The sequence below is a fragment of the Burkholderia sp. BDU5 genome (assembly GCF_001522845.1).
Lineage (GTDB): Bacteria > Pseudomonadota > Gammaproteobacteria > Burkholderiales > Burkholderiaceae > Burkholderia > Burkholderia mayonis.
The window spans coordinates 1-23,239 of sequence record NZ_LOWC01000058.1; the positions used below are offsets into that span (position 1 = coordinate 1).

21 protein-coding genes and 3 pseudogenes are annotated in these 23,239 nt (G+C 66.2%); 12 read left to right on the forward strand and 12 right to left on the reverse strand.

Annotation, left to right across the window (positions count from 1 at the left end; genetic code table 11):
* Positions 1–78: 78 nt before the first annotated feature.
* Both WS69_RS11965 and WS69_RS11970 read right to left on the reverse strand, forming a co-directional pair.
* Positions 79–378: pseudogene (locus tag WS69_RS11965) on the reverse strand (glycoside hydrolase family protein); the annotation flags it as partial.
* On the reverse strand, positions 371–583 hold the full coding sequence (locus tag WS69_RS11970) for an HP1 family phage holin (protein ID WP_059470988.1): 213 nt from the start codon (positions 581–583) through the stop codon (positions 371–373). The gene WS69_RS11970 and the pseudogene WS69_RS11965, both read right to left, overlap by 8 nt.
* A gap of 221 nt (positions 584–804) precedes the next feature.
* Here WS69_RS11970 and WS69_RS34675 point away from each other — a divergent pair.
* A pseudogene (locus WS69_RS34675) lies at positions 805–1,026 on the forward strand (transposase); the annotation flags it as partial.
* A 137-nt stretch (positions 1,027–1,163) separates the two neighbouring features.
* Here the strand turns inward: WS69_RS34675 and clpB are convergent.
* Positions 1,164–3,761 (reverse strand): ATP-dependent chaperone ClpB, encoded by a 2,598-nt coding sequence (clpB, locus tag WS69_RS11975; RefSeq protein WP_059471005.1) that lies wholly within the window; start codon positions 3,759–3,761, stop codon positions 1,164–1,166.
* Positions 3,762–3,952: 191 nt separating this feature from the next.
* A complete protein-coding gene (locus WS69_RS11980; protein ID WP_059470989.1) occupies positions 3,953–4,450 on the reverse strand; it encodes an Rrf2 family transcriptional regulator in 498 nt (165 codons plus the stop codon).
* 182 nt (positions 4,451–4,632) lie between these two features.
* Between WS69_RS11980 and WS69_RS11985 the strand changes: the two genes are divergently transcribed.
* Positions 4,633–5,187, forward strand: a complete 555-nt coding sequence (locus WS69_RS11985; RefSeq protein ID WP_059470990.1) for a group III truncated hemoglobin — start codon at positions 4,633–4,635, stop codon at positions 5,185–5,187.
* Between the two features lie 303 nt (positions 5,188–5,490).
* On the opposite strand, the gene moaE is transcribed toward WS69_RS11985, so the two are convergent.
* The 6 genes from moaE to WS69_RS12015 form a co-directional block, all read right to left on the reverse strand.
* Complete coding sequence (moaE, locus tag WS69_RS11990) at positions 5,491–5,964, reverse strand: molybdopterin synthase catalytic subunit MoaE (RefSeq protein ID WP_059470991.1); 474 nt, start codon at positions 5,962–5,964, stop codon at positions 5,491–5,493.
* 59 nt (positions 5,965–6,023) lie between these two features.
* Positions 6,024–6,281, reverse strand: a complete 258-nt coding sequence (gene moaD / locus WS69_RS11995) for a molybdopterin converting factor subunit 1 (RefSeq protein WP_059470992.1) — start codon at positions 6,279–6,281, stop codon at positions 6,024–6,026.
* 20 nt (positions 6,282–6,301) lie between these two features.
* Positions 6,302–7,555 (reverse strand): molybdopterin molybdotransferase MoeA, encoded by a 1,254-nt coding sequence (locus WS69_RS12000; protein ID WP_442854898.1) that lies wholly within the window; start codon positions 7,553–7,555, stop codon positions 6,302–6,304.
* Positions 7,556–8,108: 553 nt separating this feature from the next.
* On the reverse strand, positions 8,109–9,560 hold the full coding sequence (gene thrC / locus WS69_RS12005; RefSeq protein ID WP_059470994.1) for a threonine synthase: 1,452 nt from the start codon (positions 9,558–9,560) through the stop codon (positions 8,109–8,111).
* Between the two features lie 7 nt (positions 9,561–9,567).
* Positions 9,568–10,896, reverse strand: a complete 1,329-nt coding sequence (locus WS69_RS12010; RefSeq protein WP_059470995.1) for a homoserine dehydrogenase — start codon at positions 10,894–10,896, stop codon at positions 9,568–9,570.
* 43 nt (positions 10,897–10,939) lie between these two features.
* Positions 10,940–12,178, reverse strand: coding sequence for a pyridoxal phosphate-dependent aminotransferase (locus WS69_RS12015; RefSeq protein WP_059471006.1), 1,239 nt, complete (start codon positions 12,176–12,178; stop codon positions 10,940–10,942).
* Between the two features lie 340 nt (positions 12,179–12,518).
* On the opposite strand from WS69_RS12015, the gene WS69_RS12020 reads away from it, so the two are divergent.
* From WS69_RS12020 to WS69_RS12060, 9 genes are all read left to right on the forward strand, one after another.
* Positions 12,519–12,893 carry an Mth938-like domain-containing protein gene (locus WS69_RS12020; RefSeq protein ID WP_059470996.1) on the forward strand — a complete coding sequence of 125 codons (375 nt, stop codon included), beginning with the start codon at positions 12,519–12,521 and terminating at the stop codon, positions 12,891–12,893.
* A 129-nt stretch (positions 12,894–13,022) separates the two neighbouring features.
* Positions 13,023–14,729, forward strand: coding sequence for a glycosyltransferase family 39 protein (locus tag WS69_RS12025; protein WP_059470997.1), 1,707 nt, complete (start codon positions 13,023–13,025; stop codon positions 14,727–14,729).
* Between the two features lie 19 nt (positions 14,730–14,748).
* Complete coding sequence (locus WS69_RS12030) at positions 14,749–15,120, forward strand: SMR family transporter (RefSeq protein WP_004192320.1); 372 nt, start codon at positions 14,749–14,751, stop codon at positions 15,118–15,120.
* Between the two features lie 139 nt (positions 15,121–15,259).
* A complete protein-coding gene (locus WS69_RS12035) occupies positions 15,260–16,411 on the forward strand; it encodes a DegT/DnrJ/EryC1/StrS family aminotransferase (RefSeq protein ID WP_059470998.1) in 1,152 nt (383 codons plus the stop codon).
* 6 nt (positions 16,412–16,417) lie between these two features.
* Positions 16,418–17,425 (forward strand): glycosyltransferase, encoded by a 1,008-nt coding sequence (locus WS69_RS12040; RefSeq protein ID WP_059470999.1) that lies wholly within the window; start codon positions 16,418–16,420, stop codon positions 17,423–17,425.
* Complete coding sequence (locus tag WS69_RS12045; RefSeq protein ID WP_059471000.1) at positions 17,422–18,369, forward strand: formyltransferase; 948 nt, start codon at positions 17,422–17,424, stop codon at positions 18,367–18,369. The genes WS69_RS12040 and WS69_RS12045 overlap by 4 nt, the downstream gene beginning before the upstream one ends.
* Positions 18,366–19,421 carry a bifunctional UDP-4-keto-pentose/UDP-xylose synthase gene (locus WS69_RS12050; RefSeq protein WP_082716137.1) on the forward strand — a complete coding sequence of 352 codons (1,056 nt, stop codon included), beginning with the start codon at positions 18,366–18,368 and terminating at the stop codon, positions 19,419–19,421. Before WS69_RS12045 ends, WS69_RS12050 begins: the two co-directional genes overlap by 4 nt.
* Before the next feature lie 14 nt (positions 19,422–19,435).
* Complete coding sequence (locus WS69_RS12055; protein ID WP_059471002.1) at positions 19,436–20,332, forward strand: polysaccharide deacetylase family protein; 897 nt, start codon at positions 19,436–19,438, stop codon at positions 20,330–20,332.
* An 85-nt stretch (positions 20,333–20,417) separates the two neighbouring features.
* The gene (locus tag WS69_RS12060) at positions 20,418–20,879 is read left to right on the forward strand and encodes a peroxiredoxin (RefSeq protein WP_059471003.1); all 462 of its coding nucleotides are present in this window, start codon (positions 20,418–20,420) and stop codon (positions 20,877–20,879) included.
* 193 nt (positions 20,880–21,072) lie between these two features.
* On the opposite strand, the pseudogene WS69_RS30850 reads toward WS69_RS12060, so the two are convergent.
* Positions 21,073–21,326 (reverse strand): annotated as a pseudogene (locus tag WS69_RS30850) (hypothetical protein).
* Between WS69_RS30850 and WS69_RS12065 the strand changes: the two are divergent.
* Positions 21,210–23,006 carry a PhoH family protein gene (locus tag WS69_RS12065; RefSeq protein ID WP_059471004.1) on the forward strand — a complete coding sequence of 599 codons (1,797 nt, stop codon included), beginning with the start codon at positions 21,210–21,212 and terminating at the stop codon, positions 23,004–23,006. The pseudogene WS69_RS30850 and the gene WS69_RS12065 overlap by 117 nt on opposite strands.
* Here the strand turns inward: WS69_RS12065 and WS69_RS34680 are convergent.
* Positions 22,985–23,239, reverse strand: a 255-nt coding sequence (locus WS69_RS34680; RefSeq protein WP_231747124.1) for a hypothetical protein, incomplete at its 5' end; no start/stop codon positions are given. The two genes, WS69_RS12065 and WS69_RS34680, sit on opposite strands and share 22 nt — an antisense overlap.

Here is a 23,239-nt window from a genome sequence, read left to right on the forward strand (position 1 = left end):
GTTCCTCAAACTCGGTTGCTGCCTGATCTGCTGGAATACCCTTCGGCGGGCCGACCAGTCTTTATGAAACCGTCTCTAAGCAAAGCTCACCGCGGCCGCGAGCTGGTACGTGTGCCCATTCAGGACAGGGGTGCACTTCAGCACCGGCTCGGCGCGTTCGATCAGCCGTTGCTCGAGCCGCGCGCGGCACTCTTCCGGCGTGAAGCGCTGGCCGGCGCGCACGTCCTTCGTGTCGCCGTTACACGCCGTGATGATCCCGATCGGATCGGCGCGTGCGACCAGCACCTCGCCCTCGAACTTCGGGACGATAGAAAGCAAAAGGGCCGCAGTAGCGGCCCCCACAACTCCAGCGAGCGTCTTCTTCGGCACGTTAGCCATCGTGCGTCTCCAGTTCATGAAGGCGCGCCAACGACTCGCGCTCCTCCCGCTTGTCCTTGCGGTACATGTAGATAGCGTTGAGGGTGAACGTGGCCACTGCGGTCACGATACCCACGATGACGCCGATGTCGGTCAGCGTCAGCGACGACGCCAGGGCCACCTCGCTACCCGCGTAGCTAGCGACTTCGGTCGGGCTTGCTCTCATCGATTCCCCGTAATCGGGATAGGGGCGGCCAGTGACCTAGCCGATCCCCTCCCACACCACCCGGCATGCGGGTCCGCACCGGGCGGTTCTACGAATTCGGCGTTGCCGTGTCGGCCGGTCGACATAGCCTGCGAGAAGCTGAGCAAGCGCTCGGGCAGTTGGCCGATACGCTGCCGGCGATGGTGATCGATACCCTGCGCGAGCAATTGCATCGCATCGGCATGCTCACGAAGGACATCGCCGAGATCGAACGCAGATTGACTGTTTGGCAGCGACAAAACGAAGCGGCCACGCGCCTCACAGCCATCCCCGGCGTCGGCCTGCTTAGCGCCACCGCCGCCGTGGCCACAATCGGCGATGCCTGCATGTTTCGCTCTGGGCGCGAATTTGCGGCATTCCTGGGTCTGGTGCCGCGACAAAGCGGCACGGGTGGCCGCCGAACACGAATATCACCTGGCAAACCGGGAGGCGTCCATATAAGTGCGCCCATGCTGGGCGCACCAAAAACACCCCGCTCACGCGGGGTGTTTGCTTTTGCGAGCCGGATGAAACGCCGACTCGCCCGGCCTGAACGCGGCGATCAATGCACGACGCGTTCGAACACGAACTTGCCGTCCCGCACGTCGACCGGAATCACGTCCTTCGGACCGAAGCGGCCTGCGAGAATGAGCTTCGCGACCGGATTCTCGATCTCCTGCTGGATCGCACGCTTGAGCGGCCGCGCGCCGAAGAGCGGATCGTAGCCGACCTTGCCAATCTGCTCGAGCGCCGACTCGGACACGTCGAGCTCCATGTCGAGCTTCGCGAGCCGTTCGTGCAGACGCGCGAGCTGGATCTTCGCGATCGACTGGATGTTGCTGCGATCGAGCGCGTGGAACACGACGACGTCGTCGATCCGGTTCAGGAATTCGGGGCGGAAATGCTGCTTGACCTCGCCCCACACCGCGTCCTTGATCTCTTCCTGCGACGAGCCCGACATCGCCTGGATCAACTGCGAGCCAAGGTTCGACGTCATCACGATCACCGTGTTCTTGAAGTCGACGGTGCGCCCCTGCCCGTCCGTCATCCGGCCGTCGTCGAGCACCTGCAGGAGCACGTTGAACACGTCCGGGTGCGCCTTCTCGATCTCGTCGAGCAGGATCACGCTATACGGCTTGCGGCGCACGGCTTCGGTCAGATAGCCGCCCTCCTCGTAGCCGACGTAGCCGGGCGGCGCGCCGATCAGCCGCGCAACGCTGTGCTTCTCCATGAACTCGCTCATGTCGATGCGGATCAGATGCTCTTCGGTATCGAACAGGAAGCCGGCGAGCGCCTTGCACAGCTCGGTCTTGCCGACGCCCGTCGGGCCGAGGAACAGAAACGAGCCGTACGGACGGTTCGGATCGGACAGGCCCGCGCGCGAGCGGCGGATCGCGTCGGCGACCGCGTTGATCGCCTCGTTCTGGCCGACGACGCGCTCATGCAGCTTCTCTTCGATGTGCAGGAGCTTTTCGCGCTCGCCCTGCATCATCCGCGACACGGGAATGCCCGTCGCGCGCGACACGACCTCGGCGATCTCCTCCGCACCGACCTGCGTGCGCAGCAGACGCGGCCGCGTCGGGTTGTGCTGCTCGCTTTCCTCCGCCTGCGTGACCTGCTTGAGGCGCGCCTCGAGCTGCGGCAGCTTGCCGTACTGGAGCTCCGCAACCTTCTCGAGCTTGCCTTCGCGCTGCAGCCGCGTGATGTCGGCGCGCACCTTGTCGATCTCTTCCTTCAGCTGCGCGCTGCCCTGCACGGCCGCCTTCTCCGCCGTCCAGATCTCTTCGAGATCCGCGTACTCGCGCTCGAGCCGCTGGATTTCCTCTTCGATCAATTGCAGGCGCTTTTGCGACGCTTCGTCCTGCTCCTTCTTCACCGCTTCGCGCTCGATCTTCAATTGGATCAGACGGCGATCGAGCCTGTCCATTTCTTCGGGCTTCGAATCGATTTCCATCTTGATCTTCGACGCCGCTTCGTCGATCAGGTCGATCGCCTTGTCGGGCAGGAAGCGGTCGGTGATGTAGCGATGCGACAGCTCCGCCGCGGCGACGATCGCCGGGTCGGTGATCTCGACGCCGTGGTGCAGCTCGTACTTCTCCTGCAGACCGCGCAGGATCGCGATCGTCGCCTCGACGGTGGGCTCGTCGACGAGCACCTTCTGGAAGCGGCGCTCGAGCGCGGCATCCTTTTCGATGTACTTGCGATATTCGTCGAGCGTCGTCGCGCCGATGCAGTGCAGCTCGCCGCGCGACAGCGCCGGCTTCAGCATGTTGCCCGCGTCCATCGCGCCTTCGGCCTTGCCCGCGCCGACCATCGTGTGGATCTCGTCGATGAAGACGATCGTGCGGCCTTCGTCCTTCGCGATGTCGTTGAGCACCGCCTTCAGGCGCTCCTCGAACTCGCCGCGATACTTCGCGCCCGCAAGCAGCGCGGCCATGTCGAGCGACAGCACGCGCTTGCCCTTCAGTGTCTCGGGCACCTCGCCGTTGACGATCCGCTGCGCGAGCCCTTCGACGATCGCCGTCTTGCCGACGCCCGGCTCGCCGATCAGCACCGGGTTGTTCTTCGTGCGGCGCTGCAGGATCTGGATCGAGCGGCGGATCTCGTCGTCGCGGCCGATGACGGGATCGAGCTTGCCCGCGCGCGCGCGCTCGGTCAGGTCGACCGTGTACTTCTTCAGCGCCTCGCGCTGGCTTTCCGCATCCTGGCTGTGCACCTGCGAGCCGCCGCGCACCGCGGCGACCGCGGACTCGAGCGCGCGGCGCGTGAGCCCGTGCTGGCGCGCGAGACGGCCCGCCTCGCCCCTGTCGTCGGCGACGGCGAGCAGGAACATCTCGCTCGCGATGAACGTGTCGTTGAGCTTCTGCGCTTCCTTGTCGGCCTGGTTCAGGAGGCTCGCGAGCTCGCGGCCGACCTGAATGTCGCCGCCCGTGCCCGTCACCTGCGGCAGGCGCGAGATCGCTTCGTTGAGCGCGCCTTGCAGCGCCTGGATGTGCACGCCCGCGCGCGACAGCAGCGCGCGCGCGGAGCCGTCCTGCTGCGCGATCAGCGCGGCGAGCACGTGAACGGGTTCGATGTATTGGTTGTCGCGCCCGGCGGCGAGACTTTGCGCGTCCGCGAGCGCCTCTTGGAATTTGGTGGTGAGCTTGTCGATTCTCATGAATGAGACCTCCATTGCGAATAGCAACCAAATGAGGATGGTTATCCGCCTTTCAAGCCGGTTTTTTATTGAGGCACAGCAAAGGGACGCGTCACGCGGGCGCGTGACGGCAACGAGAACACGCGCGGCGGCGACGCGGCGGCGACGCGGCGGCGCGCACGAAAGAAGCGTCGGGAATGCGCCGCGCGGCGTCAGCCGGCGACGGTCACCGGCACGCGGAGCTCGGCCGCAGGCACGATCCGCACGGGAGTGAGACCGAGCAGCGCGGCAAGCTGCGATGCCGGCTGCGAGAGCTCGCCGATCGTGTGCTTGTCGAGCTCCGCGAAGAACGCGTCGCGAGCGGCCGCGAACACGCCCTTGAGCCGGCATGCCGACTGGATCACGCAGCTGCGATGCGACTCGGATTCGTCCGCGAAGCAGCCGACGAGCGCGAAATCGTTTTCGGTCTTGCGCACGACTTCGCCGACCGTCAGCGTGGCGGACTGCGCGTTCAGGCGCAAGCCGCCGTTGCGGCCGCGCACCGTCTCGATCCAACCGAGCTCGCCGAGTTGCTGCACCACTTTCATCAAATGGTTCTTGGAAATGCCGTAGGCATCCGAGATCTCCTGGATCGTCGACAAGCCCTCGCCCCGGACCGCGAGGAACAACATGACGCGCAAAGAGTAGTCGGTGTAGTCGGTTAGTCTCATTACGAAATGGATGTTGTGTCAGTGCGATCGGCGCCCACGCGAAAAACGCGTCTGCCATTGCCGATCCGACGACCGCATCATAAGATGCAAGCTGTCAGCACTTTTATTGAGAAGGTGGCCGTTTATTATTGTGCGACAAAATCGCATGCCCGTGCTGCCGTGTTACCCGGCCCTTTTTTTAAATGACCCACGCTTCTTCCGAAATCTCCACTGTCGCCGCTGCGGCGACACGCGCCGCCGAACCGACCCCGGAGAACATTCGTGCGCTCGTCGACGCGTTCTACGAACGCGTGCGCGACGATGCCCTTCTCGGTCCCGTATTCGAGCAAAAGCTCGCCGGACGCTGGGACGAACATCTGCCGAAAATGGGCGAGTTCTGGTCGAGCCTCGTGCTCGGCACGAAGCGCTACCGCGGCAACGTGCAGGCCGCACACCAGCCGCTCGACGGCCTCGAGCCCGCGCATTTCAGCCGCTGGCTCACGCTGTTCCTGAAGACCGTCGAGGCGCGCTACGAACCCGCGGCGGCCGTGCGCTTCATGGAGCCCGCGCTGCGGATCGCGCAGAGCCTGCAATTGAGCCGCTTCGGCTGGGATTACCGGATTCCGGCCGAGCAGCAGGCCATCCTCGACCTGATCGCGCCGAAGCGGCCCGCGGACGACGACGCAGATGCGCGCCGGCCGCGCGGCGAGCCGTTTCCGGCGAAAATCATCGGCCGCGCGGCGCACGACGACGCGTGAGCGAACGGGCCGGCCGCCGGTTCCGGGTTCGCTCGAAACGACCGCGCAGCGCGCCGAAGAAGGGAAAGGAAGAAGCGAAAATTCCTGCCGGAGCCTGACGTTTAAACTTCAATATCGACGCAATCACGAGCACCCGAGCTCAGATTCCGCCGCCGCGTAGTGTCGTGACGCCCGAAAATTGGCGATCGATCGTCCGCGGAACCGCTCCGGACGCTCGAAATCAAGCTTGCCCGCCCCTTCGCGACGGACGAAGCGATGCTGCCCCCGCCGAAGCCCGATCGGGCGGCACCGCGCCTACGACGATTACTTCGCGTTCCCCGATTCGACGCCCCAGCGCGCGAGCGCCGCATCGTCGACGCTGCGCGCGTCGACCCAGCGCTCGCCCGCGGGCGTCTTCTCCTTCTTCCAGAACGGCGCCTGCGTCTTCAGGTAGTCCATCACGAACTCGCACGACGCGAACGCGTCGCCGCGATGCGCGGATACGGTCGCAACGAACACGATCTGGTCGAGCGGATAGAGCTTGCCGACGCGGTGGACGATCGCCACGTCGATGCCCGGCCAGCGCGCGATCGCGTCGTCCGCGATCGCGGCGAGCGCCTTCTCGGTCATCCCCGGATAGTGCTCGAGCTCGAGCGTGTCGACCTGCTCGCCGTCGTTCAGGTCGCGCACCGTGCCGACGAAGCACGCGACCGCACCCACCTTCGGATTGCGCGCGCGCAGCGCCGCGATCTCCGTGCTGACGTCGAAGTCGTCCGTCTGCACCCGTACCGTCACCATTGCCGCCTCCTGTCGAGCAGTGTTAGCGCTTGAGCGCTTACTCTGGTCGCATGCAAAGCTCAGCCGCCCGTCACGGGCGGGAAGAACGCGACTTCGCAACCGTCGGTGATCCGCGCGCCGGCGTCCGTCATCGTGTGGTTGCACGCCATCCGCAGCGCGCGGCCCTCGGCGAGCGCCTCCGCCCACGCACCGCCGCGCGTGCGCAGCCACGCGCGCACGTCGCCCACCGTCGCGACGCCGTCCGGCACCGTCACCGTCTCGCTCGCGACGCCGAGCGCTTCGCGCACGCCCGCAAAAAACTTCAGTTCGATCTTCATCGTCACAACACCGCCCGGCGTCAGCCGAGCAATTCGGAAAAAGGAATGAAACGCACCGTCTCGCCCGCGCTGATCGCGTGGTTCGGCGGATTGTCGATCAGGCCGTCGCCCCACACCGTCGACGTCAGCACGGCCGAGCTCTGGTTCGGAAACAGGTCGAGCCCGCCCGCCGCGTTCACGCGCGCGCGCAGGAATTCGTTGCGACGGTCGGCCTTGTTCTGCGTGAAATCGGCGCGCAGCGACACCGCGCGCGGCGCGACCTGCGTCGCGCCCGCGACGCGCAGCAGGAACGGCCGCACGAACAGCAAAAACGTGACGAAGCTCGACACGGGGTTGCCCGGCAGACCGATGAAATAGGCTTCACCGTCGTTCGCGTCGTTCGCCGCGGCCGTAGCGTCACCCGCGCCGGCCGCACCGCCGCGCCTGATCGCGCCGAACGCGAGCGGCTTGCCCGGCTTCATCGCGATCTGCCACAGCGCGAGCCGCCCTTCCGCCTCGACCGCTGGCTTCACGTGATCCTCGTCGCCCACCGACACGCCGCCGCTCGTCACGATCACGTCGTGCTCGCGCGCCGCCTCGCGCAGCGCCGCGCGCGTCGCATCGAGCCGGTCCGGAACGATCCCGTAGTCGGTCACGTCGCAGCCGAGCCGCTCGAGGATCCCGCGCAGCGTGTAGCGGTTCGAGTTGTAGATCGCGCCCGGCTCGAGCGGCTCGCCCGGCATCGTCAGCTCGTCGCCTGTGAAAAACACGGCGACCTTCGCGCGGCGCGCGACCGCGAGCGACGCGCAGCCGACCGACGCGGCGAGCCCCATCGCCTGCGGCGTCATCCGCGTGCCGGCCGGCAGGATCACCGAACCGCGGCGGATGTCCGCGCCCTGCGCGGTGATCCACTCGCCCGCCGCCGGCGTGTGCAGGATGTCCACCTGGTCGCCCGCGGCCTCCGTCTGCTCCTGCATCACGACCGCGTCCGCGCCGGCCGGCACGGACGCGCCCGTGAAGATGCGCGCGGCCGTGCCCGGCTCGAGCGGCTTGGCCGGGTGGCCCGCCGGAATCCGCTGCGACACCATGAGGCGCCGCTCGCCGCGCGTCAGGTCGGCGGCACGCACCGCGTAGCCGTCCATCGCGCTCGTGTTCATCGGAGGAACGTCGAGCGGCGACACGACGTCGGCCGCGAGCACGCGGTTCAGCGCATCGAGCGTCGCGACCGTCTCGGTTTCGGCGAGCGGACGTGCGGCAGCGAGAAGCGCCGCGAGCGCGTCGGCCGTCGACAGCATCGGCGCGCGCGGCGTCTGGGTATTAGGGTGGGACATCGTCGATTGAAATTTTGACCGGATGCCGACATTGTAGCGACGGCTCCGCGCGGGTGTGGACGATCGAATCGGATCGATTCGATCGAGTGCAGCGGCCGTGCGTCGCGAGCGTGATGGCCCGCTGCGTTCGTCCATCGAAAAACGGAGCGCGTCGCCATCGCGGGAAGGCGATTGCGGGCGCGATCAGCCGCGCTCGTTGCGCAACCGGAATCCACCCAAACAATACGCCAATCGACAGGTCGAGCAGCGAACACGAACGAAAAAGCCGCGACGCGAGTTCATCCGAAAGTGATCCGATGAATTCGCGCCGCGGCTTTTTTCAGTGCCTTTCGGCACCCGACCGGCATCGAGCGAAGGCACGCTGCGAAGCGCCGCGCGTCAGAGCGTCGCACCCGCCGGCTTTTTCCCTCGCACCCGCGCTGCCTGCGCGCCGCGCGCATCGCGACCGACGCGGCCGCCGCCCGCCAGGCGAAGCCAGCGGCACGGCTGCCCCCCCGCCGCCACGCCCGCCCGGGCGTCACGCGCCCGCATGCGCGGCGATGAAGTCCTTCACTTGCTGCGCGCTCGCGTCGACCACTTCGAAACGCTGCGGCAACGCCTCGAGCCCGTCGAACGCGGCCGGCCGCGAAGGCTCCTGCCCAAGCGCCTCGCGAATCGTCTCGCCGAACTTGATCGGCTGCGCGGTCTCGAGCACGATCATCGGCACGCCCGGCTGCAGATGCTCGCGCGCGACCTTCAGACCGTCGGCCGTGTGCGTGTCGATCGTCGTCCGATAGCGCTCGAACACGTCGCGGATCGTCGCGATCCGGTCCTCGTGCGTGCTGCGGCCCGACACGAAGCCGAACTCGGCGACGCGCGCGAAATCGCCGCTCGCGGCGAGATCGAAGCCGCCCTTTTCCTCGACGTCGCGAAACAGCTGGACGACGCGCGCCGGATCGCGGCCGAGCAGATCGAACACGAAGCGCTCGAAGTTCGACGCCTTCGAGATGTCCATGCTCGGGCTGCTCGTGTGATACGTGTTCTCCGCGCTGCGCACGCGGTACGCGCCCGAGCGGAAGAACTCGTCGAGCACGTCGTTCTCGTTCGTCGCGACGACGAGCTTCTCGACTGGAAGGCCCATCATCCGCGCGATGTGGCCCGCGCAGACGTTGCCGAAGTTGCCTGACGGCACGGTGAACGACACGCGCTCGTCGTTGCGCTTCGTCGCCGCGAAGTAGCCCTTGAAGTAGTAGACGACCTGCGCGACGACGCGCGCCCAGTTGATCGAATTGACCGTGCCGATCTTGTATTGCGCCTTGAACGCGTGATCGTTCGACACGGCCTTCACGATGTCCTGGCAATCGTCGAACACGCCTTTCACCGCGAGGTTGAAGATGTTCGGATCCTGCAGACTGTACATCTGCGCGGTCTGGAACGCGCTCATCTTCTGGTGCGGCGACAGCATGAACACGCGCACGCCCTCTTTGCCGCGCATCGCGTACTCGGCCGCGCTGCCCGTGTCGCCCGACGTCGCGCCGAGGATGTTGAGCGTTTCGCCGTGCTTGGCCAGCGTGTACTCGAACAGATTGCCGAGCAGTTGCATCGCCATGTCCTTGAACGCGAGCGTCGGGCCGTTGGACAGCTCGAGCAGCGCAAGCGGCGCGCCGTTCTCGACGCCGAGCGTCGTGAGCGGCGTGACGTCGGCCGCGTTCCCGCCGTGGCGCGCGTTGCAGTAGACGGCCGCCGTGTACGTGCTGCGCGCGAGCGCGCGCAGGTCGTCGGCGGGGATGTCGTCGCAGAATTTCGACAGGATCTCGAACGCGAGATCCGCGTACGGCAGCGCGCGCCAGCGCGCGAGCTCGTCCGCCGACACGCGCGGATACTCGGCGGGCAAATAGAGCCCGCCGTCGGCGGCGAGGCCGCCGAGCAGGATGTCGGAGAACGTGTGGCGCTCGCCGATGCCGGCGCCGCGCGTGGAGATGTAATTCATGTCGTCCTCAGTTGAGCGCTTCCATGCGCAGCTTCGTCACCTTCGACACGACCGTCTCGAGCGATTCGATGCGCGCGATCGCCGCGTTGACGTTCTTCTCGATCGTCTCGTGCGTGATCAGGATGATGTCGGTCTCGCCGTTCGCGTCGTCGACCTGCTCCGATTCCTTCTGCAGGAGGGCGTCGATCGAGATGCCCGAATCGGCGAGGATGCGCGTGATGTCGGCGAGCACGCCCGTCTCGTCGGCGACGCGCAGGCGCAGGTAGTAGCCGCTCGACACCTCTTCGATCGGCAGGATCGGCGTGTTCGACAGGCTGTCCGGCTGGAACGCGAGATGCGGGACGCGGTGCTCGGGATCGGCCGTGTGCAGGCGCGTCACGTCGACGAGATCGGCGACGACGGCCGACGCCGTCGGCTCGGCGCCCGCGCCCTTGCCGTAATAGAGCGTCGTGCCGACCGCGTCGCCGTGCACGACGACCGCGTTCATCGCGCCCTCGACGTTCGCGAGCAGGCGCTTCGCCGGAATCAGCGTCGGATGCACCCGCAGCTCGATCCCGCGCTCGGTGCGGCGCGTGATGCCGAGCAGCTTGATCCGGTAGCCGAGCTCTTCCGCGTAACGGATGTCGGTCGCGGCGAGCTTGCTGATCCCTTCGACGTACGCGCGGTCGAACTGCACCGGCACGCCGAACGCGATCGCGCTCATGATCGTCGCCTTGTGCGCGGCGTCGACCCCCTCGATGTCGAAGGTCGGATCGGCTTCCGCGTAGCCGAGCTCCTGCGCGGCCGCGAGCGCGGTCGCGAAATCGAGGCCGCGGTCGCGCATTTCCGACAGGATGTAGTTCGTCGTGCCGTTGATGATGCCGGCGATGTACTGGATGCGGTTCGCGGTCAGGCCTTCGCGCAGCGCCTTGATAATCGGGATGCCGCCCGCGACGGCCGCCTCGAACGCGACCATCACGCCCTTCTCGCGCGCGGCCTCGAAGATCTCGGTGCCGTGCACCGCGAGGAGCGCCTTGTTGGCCGTCACGACGTGCTTGCCGTTCGCGATCGCGCGCAACACCAGCTCGCGCGCGAGGCCCGTGCCGCCGATCATCTCGGCGACGATCGCGATCGACGGATCGTCGACGACCGCGTTGAAATCGTCGCCGATCGACACGCCGTTCGCGTCGCCGTCGAGGGCGGCGAGCGCCTTCGCGGGATTGCGCACCGCGACGCGCGCGATCTCGATGCCGCGCCCGGCGCGACGCTTGATTTCCTCCTGGTTGCGGCGCAGCACCTTGAAGGTGCCGCCGCCTACCGTGCCGAAGCCCAACAGGCCTACTTTGATCGGTTCCATGCTGCGTGTGATCTATTGAGTGAAAAAAGTGGAACGCGCCCGGTCATGCCGAGTGGCGCTTCCGGTAGCCGTCGAGGAAGCGCGCGATCCGCTCGATCGAATCGGTCAGGTCGTCGACGTTCGGCAGGAACACGACGCGGAAATGGTCCGGCGTCGGCCAGTTGAAGCCTGTCCCCTGCACGAGCAGCACACGCTCCTTCAGCAGCAGCTCGAGGATGAACTGCTGGTCGTTCTCGATCGGATAAAGCTTCGGATCGAGACGCGGGAACATGTAGAGCGCCGCTTCCGGCTTCACGCACGACACGCCCGGGATCGACGTGAGCATGTCGTACGCGAGCTCGCGCTGCTTGTAGAGACGCCCGCTCGGCACGATCAGCTCGTTGATGCTCTGATAGCCGCCGAGCGCGGTCTGGATCGCGTACTGGCCGGGCACGTTCGCGCAGAGACGCATCGACGACAGGATGCCGAGGCCCTCGAGGTAGTCGTTCGCGCGGCGGCGGTTCTCGTCCGTGAGACCCGCGACCGACATCCAGCCCGCGCGATAGCCGCACGACCGGTAGCTCTTCGACAGGCTGTTGAACGTGACCGTGATCACGTCCTCGGCAAGCGACGCGAGCGCGGTGTGCGACTGGCCGTCGTAGACGATCTTGTCGTAGACCTCGTCGGCGAAGATCACGAGGCCGTGCTCGCGGGCGATCGCGATCAGCTCGAGCAGCAATTCGTCCGAATAGAGCGCGCCCGTCGGGTTGTTCGGATTGATGACGACGAGCGCCTTCGTGTTCGGCGTGATCTTGCGGCGGATGTCGTCGGGATCGGGCATCCAGCGGTTCGATTCGTCGCAGACGTAATGGACGGGCGTGCCGCCCGACAGGCTCACGGCCGCCGTCCACAGCGGATAGTCGGGCGCGGGCAGCAGCACCTCGTCGCCGTCGTTCAGGAGCGCCTGCGTCGCCATCACGATCAGCTCGGACGCGCCGTTGCCGATGTAGATGTCGTCGAGCCCAACGCCCTTCACGCCCTTTTGCTGCGTGTAATGCATGATCGCCTTGCGCGCGGCGAACACGCCCTTCGAGTCCGAATAGCCGGACGACGTCGGCAGATTGCGGATCATGTCCTGGATGATCTCGTCCGGCGCATCGAAGCCGAACGGCGCCAGATTGCCGATATTCAGCTTGATGATTCGGTGCCCCTCTTCCTCGAGACGCTTCGCGTGCTCGAGGACCGGGCCACGGATGTCATAGCAGACGTTGAGCAGCTTGTTCGACTTCTGAATTGGTTTCACGGCGGACACGTTCCTGGGTAATGCCTGGCGGGCCTGGGGAGCGGGGATCAAAACTGGAGAGCGGCCGGTAGCGCGCTGTCTAGGAATGGCTTCTTGCGGCTGCCGGGCGCGGCTTGTGGCGGCGCGCGACAGAAACGCCGCCCGGGAGCGGCTAAAAAGTTATAATTTAGCGGATTTTGGCCGACTTTCGCAATGCACCAATCCGGCCGCGGCCTCCGCGCGGCAGCGTCCGCCACGACGGCCGCGCGCATCGCGGCTGGCGGCCCGCCCCGTTCGGGGCCGGATCGCCGCGCCGACGCGGCCTTCGCTCCGGCCCTTTTCGACACCGCGGAAAACCGATTTGAAATTACACCAGGACCCGAGCAACACGCTCAACACCGTCACCGGCTACGGCCCCGATTACGTCGACATCAACCTGCGGCGCCACGAAAGCAGCGTGATCGTGCTGCCGGGCGCGCCCGTCGTCGAATGGCCCGTCGCGTCATTCGACGCGCTCACGCCCGAGCTGTTCGCGATGCTGCTCAAGCCTCAGCCCGAGGTGGTGATCTTCGGCAGCGGCGCGCGGCTGCGCTTTCCGCACCCGCGCCTGACGGCACAGCTCACCGCGCAGCGGATCGGCGTCGAAACGATGGATTTCCAGGCCGCCTGCCGCACGTACAACATCCTGATGGCCGAAGGCCGGAAGGTCGCCGCGGCGCTGCTGATCGAACGTTAAGCGAACGTTAAGCCGCCCTGCGCTAAAACACCCTGCGGCGCTTTGCGTCCCGTTTCGCGCCGCGCCCCGCTCGCCGCGGACGACAGCCGCAATCCGCCCGATCCAATCTTACAAACTCAATACGAATCTATGAACGATATGCCGTCGAGGCTACCGCTCAATCCCGCAGCGTCCTTCTCGCTCAATCGCGCCGCGCTCCTCATTCTCGTCGCGGCGCTCGCCGTCGTCTGGTTCGCGCCGCTCGGCCTGCGCCACCTGATCCCGAGCGACGAAGGCCGCTACGCCGAAATGGCCCGCGAGATGTTCGCGACGGGCGACTGGATCACGCCCCGCTACAACGGCTACAAGTATTTCGAGAAGCCGCCGCTGCAGACGTGGCTCAACGCGCTCACGTTCGCGTGGTTCGGCATCGGCGAATGGCAGGCGCGCCTCTACACCGCGCTCGCGAGCTTCGCCGGCGTGCTGGTCGCAGGCTTCACCGGCGCGCGCGTGTTCAACCCGCGCGCGGGCTTCTTCGCCGCGCTCGTGCTCGCGACGTCGCCGTACTGGAACCTGATGGGCCACTTCAACGCGCTCGACATGGGGCTGTCGCTGTGGATGACGGTCACGCTGTGCTCGCTCCTCCTCGCGCAGCGGCCCGGCATCGGGAAGCGCGCCGAGCGCGGCTGGATGTGGCTCTGCTGGGCGTCGATGGCGCTCGCAGTGCTGTCGAAGGGCCTGATCGGCCTGATCCTGCCGGGCGCCGTGCTCGTCCTCTACACGCTCGTGTCGCGCGACTGGGCGCTGTGGAAACGCCTCTACCTCGTGAGCGGCCTCGCCATCTTCTTCGCGATCGCAACGCCCTGGTTCGTGCTCGTGCAGTCGCGCAACCCCGAGTTCCTCAACTTCTTCTTCATCGTCCAGCAGTTCCGGCGCTACCTAACGCCCGAGCAGAACCGCCCCGGCGCGATCTACTACTTCGTGCCGGTGCTCCTCATCGGCTTCCTGCCGTGGCTGTCCGTCAGCGTGCAGAGCATCCGCCACGCGCTGCGCATCCCGCGCCAGCCGAACGGTTTCTCGCCGATGCTCGTGCTGATCGTCTGGAGCGCGTTCATCTTCGTGTTCTTCAGCGCGTCGCACTCGAAGCTGATCTCGTACGTGCTGCCCGTGGCGCCCGCGCTCGCGCTGATGATCGGCGCGTATCTGCCGCTCGTGTCGCGCGAGCAGTTCCGCCGCCATCTGTTCGGCTATCTGGTGTTCCTCGTCGCCGCTGCGTTCGGCACGCTGTTCCTCGCGCGGCTCGGCGACGCGCGCACGCCGAACGTGCAGTACCTGGCGTTCCAGAAGTGGGTGTACGCGGCGCTCGCCGTCGCGTTCGCGCTCACGCTCGTCGCCGTGTGGCTCAATCGCCGCGGCCGTGCGGGCATCGCCGCTGCGGCGCTCGCGTTCGGCGCCGGCTGGCTGCTGCTCGGCACGATCGGCGGCACCGGTCACGACACGTTCGGCCGCTACAGCTCGGGCGCGCTCCTCGCGCCCGCGATCCGCGCGGAGCTCGCGAAGCTGCCGCCCGACACGCCGTTCTATTCGGTCGAGACGCTCGACCACACGCTGCCCTTCTACGTCCGCCACACGACGATCATGGTCGCGCGCCAGGACGAGCTCTCATTCGGCATCTCGGTCGAGCCGGACAAGTGGATTCCGACCGTCGCCGAGTGGGAAGCGCGCTGGCGCGCCGATCGGTACGCGCTCGCGCTGATGTCGCCCGACCGCTACAGGCAGTTGTCGGAGGCGGGCCTGCCGATGCGCGTGGTCGCACAAGACAACCGGCGCGTCGTCGTCGAAAAGCCGCAACCCTGATACCGAAGGACGCGAATCGATGAATCCCGTCTCCCTCTTTTGCATCGTCACGGGCGTGATGCTGAACGCGTGCGCGCAACTGCTGCTGAAGGCCGGCGTGCGCGCCGTTGGACACTTCGAATTCACCCGTGCGAACATTGTGCCGATCGGCTTCAAGATCGCGACCCAATTGCCGATCATCGGCGGCCTCGGCTGCTACGTGCTCTCCGTCGTCGTGTGGATCGTCGGGCTGTCCCGGGTCGACGTGTCGGTCGCGTATCCGATGCTGTCGCTCGGCTACGTCGTCAACGCGTTCGCCGCGTGGTACCTGTTCGGCGAGGTGCTGTCGGTGCAGCGCCTCGTCGGCATCGGCATCATCCTGATCGGCGTGTTCGTGCTCGCGCGCAGTTGACGCGGCCGCACGCGGCCGAAGCGCATGACGCACGTCGGGTGCACCGACAAAAAGTGACGCACCCGTTTCGGCAGCCGGTGTTAAATGCGCGTGTCGGGCAGCGCCCGACTCCTTTCACACGACAACGAGCGAAGCTTACATGAGCCAGACTTCCGTTCCTTTCCTGCCGTTCGTCAAACCCGAGATCGACGAGGAGACCATTCAGGGCGTGGCCGACGTGCTGCGCTCCGGCTGGATCACGACCGGCCCGCAGTGCCAGCGCTTCGAAGCCGCGCTGTCCGAATTCTGCGGCGGGCGACCCGTGCGCGTGTTCAACTCGGGCACGGCGACGCTCGAGATCGGCCTGCGGATCGCGGGCGTCGGCTGCGGCGACGAAGTGATCACGACACCCGCGTCGTGGGTCGCGACGAGCAACGTGATCCTCGAGACGGGCGCGACGCCCGTGTTCGTCGACATCGATCCCGCGACGCGCAACCTCGATCTCGACCTCATCGAAAAGGCGATCACGCCGCGCACGAAGGCGATCATTCCGGTCTATCTCGCGGGCCTGCCCGTCGACATGGATCGCCTCTACGCGATCGCGCGCGCGCATGGCCTGCGCGTGATCGAGGACGCCGCGCAGGCGCTCGGCTCGACCTGGAAAGGCCAGCGCATCGGCGCACTCGGCGACATCGTGTCGTTCAGCTTCCATCCGAACAAGAACATCACGTCGATCGAAGGCGGCGCGCTCGTGCTCAACGACGAAGCCGAGGCGGCGCTCGCGCAGAAATACCGGCTGCAGGGAATCACGCGCACGGGCCATGACGGCATGGACTGCGACGTGCTCGGCGGCAAGTACAATCTGACCGATGTCGCGGCGCGCGTCGGCCTCGGCCAGTTGCCGCACCTCGAACGCTTCAACGCGACGCGGCGCGCGCTCGCGCGCCGGTATTTCGACGCGTTCGCGGGCGGTCCGGCGCTCGCGCTCGGCGTCGGGCTGCCCGTCGCGGACTTCGAGAACGGCAACTGGCACATGTTCCAGATCACGCTGCCGATCGAGAAGCTGTCGATCTCGCGCGGCGAATTCATGGAGCAGCTGAAGCAGCGCGGCATCGGCTCGGGCGTCCATTACCCGGCCATTCATCTTTTCACGCTGTACCGCGCACGCGGCTTCAAGGAGGGCATGTTCCCCCACGCCGAGCGCTTCGGCGCGACGACCGTCACGCTGCCGCTCTTCACGCAGATGAGCGGAGAGGACGTGCAACGGGTCGTCGACGCCGTCAACCAGATTTGCGAACAATACGGAAAATAAGCGGACATGAGTCACCCTGAAACACGCGCGACGAATCCTGAAGTCTCGATCGTCATCCCCGTGTACAACGAGGAAGCCGGACTCGCTGCGCTCTTCGCGCGGCTCTACCCGGCGCTCGACGCGCTCGACACGTCGTACGAAGTGATCCTCGTCAACGACGGCAGCCGCGACCGCTCGGCTGCCCTCCTCGCCGACCAGTTCCGCGTGCGTCCGGACACGACGCGCGTCGTGCTCCTGAACGGCAACTACGGCCAGCACATGGCGATCCTCGCGGGCTTCGAGCAGTCGCGCGGCGAGATCGTCGTCACGCTCGACGCCGACCTGCAGAACCCGCCCGAAGAAATCGGCAAGCTGGTCGCGAAGATGCGCGAAGGCTATGACTACGTCGGCTCGATCCGGCTGCAGCGCCAGGACAGCCTGTTCCGCCGCAAGGCGTCGGCCGCGATGAACCGGCTGCGCGAGCGCATCACGCGGATCAAGATGACCGACCAGGGCTGCATGCTGCGTGCGTACAGCCGCCACATCATCGATACGATCAACCGCTGCGGCGAGGTGAACACGTTCATTCCCGCACTCGCGTACACGTTCGCGCAAAACCCGACCGAAATCGAGGTCGCGCACGAAGAGCGCTTCGCGGGCGAATCGAAATACTCGCTGTACAGCCTGATCCGCCTAAACTTCGATCTCGTCACGGGCTTTTCCGTCGTGCCGCTGCAATGGCTGTCGTTCATCGGCGTGATCCTGTCGCTCGGCTCGGCCGGACTCTTCGTGCTGCTCGTCGTGCGGCGCTTCATCGTCGGCGCGGAAGTGCAAGGCGTGTTCACGCTCTTCGCGATCACGTTCTTCCTGCTCGGCGTGATCATCTTCGCGCTCGGCCTGCTTGGCGAATACATCGGACGAATCTATCAACAGGTCCGCGCGCGACCGCGCTACCTGATCCACACCGTGCTCGAGGCGCGCGACGGCAAGCCCGGCGTCACGCTGCCGATCGAGCGCCGCGAGGCCGCGCGATGAAGCCGCGCGCCGTCGTCTTCGCGTATCACAACGTCGGCGTCCGCTGCCTGCAGGTGCTGCTCGCGCGCGGCGTCGACGTCGCGCTCGTCGTCACGCACGAGGACAGCCCGACCGAGAACATCTGGTTCGGCAGCGTCGCGTCGGTCGCGGCCGAGCACGGGATTCCCGTCGTCACGCCCGCCGATCCGAAGCGCGCCGAAGTGCGCGAAGCGGTCGCGAGCGCGAAGCCAGACTTCATCTTCTCGTTCTATTACCGGCACATGCTGCCCGCCGACCTGCTCGCGCTCGCCGCGCGCGGCGCGTACAACATGCACGGATCGCTCTTGCCGAAGTACCGCGGCCGCGTGCCGACGAACTGGGCGGTGCTGAACGGCGAGACCGAAACGGGCGCGACGCTGCACGAGATGGCCGCGAAGCCCGACGCGGGCGCGATCGTCGGCCAGACCTCGGTGCCGATCCTGCCCGACGACACCGCCGCGCAAGTGTTCGACAAGGTCACGGTCGCGGCCGAGCAGACGCTCTGGCGCGTACTGCCCGCGCTGATCGCGGGCGAGGCGCCACACCTGCCGAACGATCTGTCGCAAGGCAGCTACTACGGCGGGCGCAAGCCCGAAGACGGCCGCATCGATTGGTCGCAGTCCGCCGCGCAAGTCTACAACCTGATCCGCGCGGTCGCGCCGCCGTATCCGGGCGCGTTCGCCGACCTCGACGGCGCGCGCTTCGTGATCGCGCGCGCGCGCCTCGCGGCCCCCGGCTCGGCTGCCGCACGCGCGGCCGTCGATTTGCCGCCGGGCCTGCACGTAAGCGATAATGCGCTGTTCGGCGTTTGCGGCGACAGCCGCGCCGTCTCCATTCTCGAACTGCGCCGACAGCGCGACGGCGGCGAAACCGTGGTTTCCCCGACGGAATTCGCTCAGTTCATTCATTCCTCCCGTCATTCATGAAAGCTAAAAAAGTCCTGATCCTGGGTGTGAACGGCTTCATCGGCCATCACCTGTCGAAGCGCATTCTCGAAACCACCGATTGGGAAGTGTTCGGCATGGACATGCAGACCGACCGGCTCGGCGATCTCGTCAAGCACGAGCGGATGCATTTCTTCGAAGGCGACATCACGATCAACAAGGAGTGGGTCGAGTATCACGTGAAGAAGTGCGACGTGATCCTGCCGCTCGTCGCGATCGCGACGCCCGCCACTTACGTGAAGCAGCCGCTGCGCGTGTTCGAGCTCGACTTCGAGGCGAACCTGCCGATCGTGCGCTCGGCCGTCAAGTACGGCAAGCACCTCGTGTTTCCGTCGACGTCCGAGGTGTACGGCATGTGCGCCGACGAGCAGTTCGACCCGGACGCGTCCGCCCTCACCTACGGCCCGATCAACAAGCCGCGCTGGATCTACGCGTGCTCGAAGCAGCTGATGGACCGCGTGATCTGGGGCTACGGGATGGAAGGCCTGAACTTCACGCTGTTCCGTCCGTTCAACTGGATCGGCCCGGGCCTCGACTCGATCTACACGCCGAAGGAAGGCAGCTCGCGCGTCGTCACGCAGTTCCTCGGCCACATCGTGCGCGGCGAGAACATCAGCCTCGTCGACGGCGGCTCGCAGAAGCGCGCGTTCACGTACGTCGACGACGGCATCAGCGCGCTGATGAAGATCATCGAGAATCTGAACGGCATCGCGACCGGCAAGATCTACAACATCGGGAATCCGAACAATAACTTCTCGGTGCGCGAACTCGCCAACAAGATGCTCGAGCTCGCGGCGGAATTCCCCGAGTACGCGGATTCGGCGAAGCACGTGAAGCTCGTCGAGACGACGTCGGGCGCGTACTACGGCAACGGCTATCAGGACGTGCAGAACCGCGTGCCGAAAATCGAGAACACGATGCAGGAGCTCGGCTGGGCGCCGCAGTTCACGTTCGACGACGCGCTGCGCCAGATCTTCGAGGCGTACCGCGGCCACGTCGCCGACGCGCGCGCGCTCGTCGAGCAGCACGGCTAAAGAGGCATCATCGCTTGGCTCGCATCATTCTCAAGATCGACGTCGACACGCTGCGCGGCACGCGCGAAGGCGTGCCGAACCTCGCGCGCATCTTCGATCGCTTCACCGCGCGCGCGACGTTCCTCTTCAGCCTCGGCCCGGATCACACCGGCTGGGCGATGCGCCGCGTGCTGCGGCCGGGCTTCCTGAAGAAGGTGTCGCGCACGTCGGTCGTCGAGCATTACGGCGTCAAGCAGCTGCTGTACGGCGTGCTGCTGCCCGGCCCCGACATCGGCCGTCGCGCGACGGCCGAGATGCGTGCGATCCACGAAGCCGGCTTCGAATGCGGGATCCATACGTGGGATCACGTGTACTGGCAGGACAACGTTCGCGAACGTCCGCGCGACTGGACCGTGCGCGAGATGCGCAAGAGCCGCGAGCGCTTCATCGACATCTTCGGCGCGCCGCCCGTCACGCACGGCGCGGCCGGCTGGCAGATGAACGACGCGGCGTTCGAGCAGATCGACGCATGGGGCATGCGCTACGCGTCGGACGGCCGCGGCCACTCGCCGTATCTGCCCGTCGTCGAAGGCAAGACGCTCGCGCACGTACAGATGCCGACGACGCTGCCGACGCTCGACGAGATTCTCGGCATCGACGGCATCGACACCGGCAACGTCGCCGCGCATCTGCTCAAGCACACCGAACGCAATCCGCACGACCAGGTGTTCACGCTGCACGCGGAACTCGAAGGACAAAAGCTCGCGCCCGTGTTCGAGCAACTGCTCGCGGGCTGGCGCGCGCAAGGCCACACGTTCGCGACGATGGGCGACTATTACGCGACGCTGGACCGCGCCGCGCTGCCATCGTACCCTGTCGCGTGGGGCGAAATCCCCGGCCGCTCCGGCGAACTGATCGTTCAGCCCGACTGAACGAAAGCCGCCCGCCGCCCCCCCCGTCTCGCATCGCCACGCGCGGCCCGCCGTCCGCGCTCTTCCATAACAACAGGAGAAACACGTGTCCGTCGAAGTCGACCGTCAAGTTCCCGATTTCACCGCGCCTGCCACGGGCGGCGGGTTTTCGCTATCGGGCATCAAGGGCAAGAAGCTCGTGCTGTACTTCTATCCGAAGGACAACACGCCCGGCTGCACCACCGAGGGCTTGCAGTTCCGCGACCTGTATCCGAAGTTCGAGAAGGCCGGCGCGGAAATCGCAGGCGTGTCGCGCGACAGCCTGCGTTCGCACGACAACTTCAAGGCGAAGCTCGAACTGCCGTTCCCGTTGATTTCTGATCCCGACGAAACGCTCTGCACGCTGTTCGGTGTCATGAAATTGAAGAAAATGTATGGCAAGGAAGTACGCGGAATCGAGCGCTCGACGTTCGTCATCGACGGCGAAGGCGTGTTGCGCCACGCATGGCGCGGCGTGAAGGTGCCGGGTCACGTCGACGACGTGCTGAGTGCTGTACAAGCGCTTTGAGGCGCGCTATATTGGGCCGCAATGAATGCCTGTCCGACCCATTTTTCTCGTAGCTGCGCCGATGGTCGAAACGATGCGTCCACGCATCTGACGCGCAGCACGACGGTTAGAGCCGAGCCGCTTGTCCCTGTTCGGGGGAGCGGCTTTTTTTATGGTTTTCGGGTCGGCCGATCCGCGCCGGCCGTCCAACGCGTCAAGGAGACGATCGAAATCTAGGCGAACCGGCGATTCGAACCCATGTGCGCCACTGCGCGCAAACTGCACGCACCAAGCGTCGCAGGATGCGAACGGCGGCGCATGCCTGCGACACGATTCCTCCCGAGGGACACCATGCCTTTGCCTACTCCCCCCAGCAAGCTCGGCAGCCTGCTGCCACCCGACGAATACAAGGCGAAAGCGCGGCCTGCGAAAGCCGCGAAGCAATCCGCCTCCGGGAGCCCCGCTCACGCCGTCGCGGCCGACTATCACGCGGCGAACGTAGCCGATCCGATGATGGTTGCCGCCAATACCGCCGCACCGCTGCGCGCGGTCGCACAGGCGGAAGCCGCAAGCGCCGCCGAGCCGCGCGCACGCAGGACGAAGCAAACCGCCGCGCTGCTGCAGGCGGTGCCCGCCGCGCCCAACGCCCCGGTCGCGCGCTCGTCGAAGACCGATGCGACGAAGCCCGCAGCGACCGCTGCCGCCGCACCGCGCGCAGCCGCGAAGACGCGCGGGCGCAAGGACGCCGAAATCGAGATGCAAAAGCTCTTCGTGCTCGACACGAACGTGCTGATGCACGATCCGAGCAGCCTGTTCCGCTTCGAGGAGCACGACGTCTATCTGCCGATGATGACGCTCGAGGAGCTCGACAATCACAAGAAGGGGATGTCGGAAGTCGCACGCAACGCGCGTCAGGTGAGCCGCACGCTCGACGCGCTCGTCGCCGACGGCGGCCCGATCTCGGCCGGCATTCCGCTCGCGCGCCTCGGCAGCCGCGAGGCGCTCGGCCGCCTGTACTTCCAGACGACGCTCACGAGCATCGAGCCCGTCGAAGGCCTGCCGCAAGGCAAGGCCGACAACCAGATCCTCGGCGTCGTGCGCGCGCTGCAGCGCGAGCGGCCGGATCGCCAGGTCGTGCTGGTGTCGAAAGACATCAACATGCGGATCAAGGCGCACGCGCTCGGCCTGCCCGCCGAAGACTACTTCAACGACCAGGTCCTCGAAGACAAGGATCTCCTCTACACCGGCGTGCGCGAACTGCCGCAGGACTTCTGGACGAAGCACGCGAAGGGAATGGAGAGCTGGCAGGACACGAAGACGGGCACCACGTACTACCGCGTGACGGGGCCGCTCGTCGTGTCGATGCTCGTCAACGAGTTCGTCTACCTCGAACCGCAAAACGGCGAGCCCGCGTTCCATGGGCTCGTGCGCGAGCTGAACGGCAAGACGGCGCTCCTGCAGACGCTGCGCGACTACAGCCACCACAAGAACAACGTGTGGGGGATCACCGCGCGCAACCGCGAGCAGAACTTCGCGCTGAACCTGCTGATGAACCCCGAGATCGACTTCGTCACGCTGCTCGGCCAGGCCGGCACCGGCAAGACGCTCGTCGCGCTCGCGGCGGGCCTCGCACAGGTGCTCGACGACAAGCGCTACAACGAGATCATCGTCACGCGCGCGACCGTGCCCGTCGGCGAGGACATCGGCTTTTTGCCGGGCACCGAGGAAGAGAAGATGCAGCCGTGGATGGGCGCGTTCGACGACAACCTCGAAGTGCTGCAGAAGACCGACGACGCGGCAGGCGAATGGGGCCGCGCGGCGACGCAGGAGCTGATCCGCTCGCGCCTCAAGGTGAAGAGCATGAACTTCATGCGCGGGCGCACGTTCGTCGACAAGTACCTGATCATCGACGAGGCGCAGAACCTGACGCCGAAGCAGATGAAAACGCTCGTCACGCGCGCGGGTCCGGGCACGAAGATCATCTGCCTCGGCAACATCGCGCAGATCGACACGCCGTACCTGACGGAAGGCAGCTCGGGCCTCACGTACGTCGTCGACCGCTTCAAGGGCTGGGGCCACAGCGGCCACGTGACGCTCGCGCGCGGCGAGCGCTCGCGCCTCGCCGACTACGCGTCCGACATCCTGTGACGACACGCTGACAGCCGCGCCGAGCGGCCCCAGCGCGACGCGGCGCCTGATTCGTCAGGCGCCGCTTTTTTCATTTCGGGGGTCGAATCATCTGCGAGCAGCCGTTCGTCTTGCACAACATTTACACGCACAACTTCAAGTAATTTCTCAAGAATTCTGTCGCGGACAAATAGAAATGTCCGGTTTTGTAGCAAATGAAATGTCCGCATGTTGGCGGGGGCGGCAAGCCGGCC

Excerpts from the sequence above, each read along its gene's own strand:
- WS69_RS11970 (WP_059470988.1), bottom strand. The coding sequence starts at position 583 with ATGAGAGCAAGCCCGACCGAAGTCGCTAGCTACGCGGGTAGCGAGGTG.
- clpB (WP_059471005.1), bottom strand. The coding sequence starts at position 3,761 with ATGAGAATCGACAAGCTCACCACCAAATTCCAAGAGGCGCTCGCGGAC.
- WS69_RS11980 (WP_059470989.1), bottom strand. The coding sequence starts at position 4,450 with ATGAGACTAACCGACTACACCGACTACTCTTTGCGCGTCATGTTGTTC.
- WS69_RS11985 (WP_059470990.1), top strand. The coding sequence starts at position 4,633 with ATGACCCACGCTTCTTCCGAAATCTCCACTGTCGCCGCTGCGGCGACA.
- moaE (WP_059470991.1), bottom strand. The coding sequence starts at position 5,964 with ATGGTGACGGTACGGGTGCAGACGGACGACTTCGACGTCAGCACGGAG.
- moaD (WP_059470992.1), bottom strand. The coding sequence starts at position 6,281 with ATGAAGATCGAACTGAAGTTTTTTGCGGGCGTGCGCGAAGCGCTCGGC.
- WS69_RS12000 (WP_442854898.1), bottom strand. The coding sequence starts at position 7,555 with ATGCTGTCGACGGCCGACGCGCTCGCGGCGCTTCTCGCTGCCGCACGT.
- thrC (WP_059470994.1), bottom strand. The coding sequence starts at position 9,560 with ATGAATTACATCTCCACGCGCGGCGCCGGCATCGGCGAGCGCCACACG.
- WS69_RS12010 (WP_059470995.1), bottom strand. The coding sequence starts at position 10,896 with ATGGAACCGATCAAAGTAGGCCTGTTGGGCTTCGGCACGGTAGGCGGC.
- WS69_RS12025 (WP_059470997.1), top strand. The coding sequence starts at position 13,023 with ATGAACGATATGCCGTCGAGGCTACCGCTCAATCCCGCAGCGTCCTTC.
- WS69_RS12030 (WP_004192320.1), top strand. The coding sequence starts at position 14,749 with ATGAATCCCGTCTCCCTCTTTTGCATCGTCACGGGCGTGATGCTGAAC.
- WS69_RS12035 (WP_059470998.1), top strand. The coding sequence starts at position 15,260 with ATGAGCCAGACTTCCGTTCCTTTCCTGCCGTTCGTCAAACCCGAGATC.
- WS69_RS12040 (WP_059470999.1), top strand. The coding sequence starts at position 16,418 with ATGAGTCACCCTGAAACACGCGCGACGAATCCTGAAGTCTCGATCGTC.
- WS69_RS12045 (WP_059471000.1), top strand. The coding sequence starts at position 17,422 with ATGAAGCCGCGCGCCGTCGTCTTCGCGTATCACAACGTCGGCGTCCGC.
- WS69_RS12050 (WP_082716137.1), top strand. The coding sequence starts at position 18,366 with ATGAAAGCTAAAAAAGTCCTGATCCTGGGTGTGAACGGCTTCATCGGC.
- WS69_RS12065 (WP_059471004.1), top strand. The coding sequence starts at position 21,210 with ATGCCTTTGCCTACTCCCCCCAGCAAGCTCGGCAGCCTGCTGCCACCC.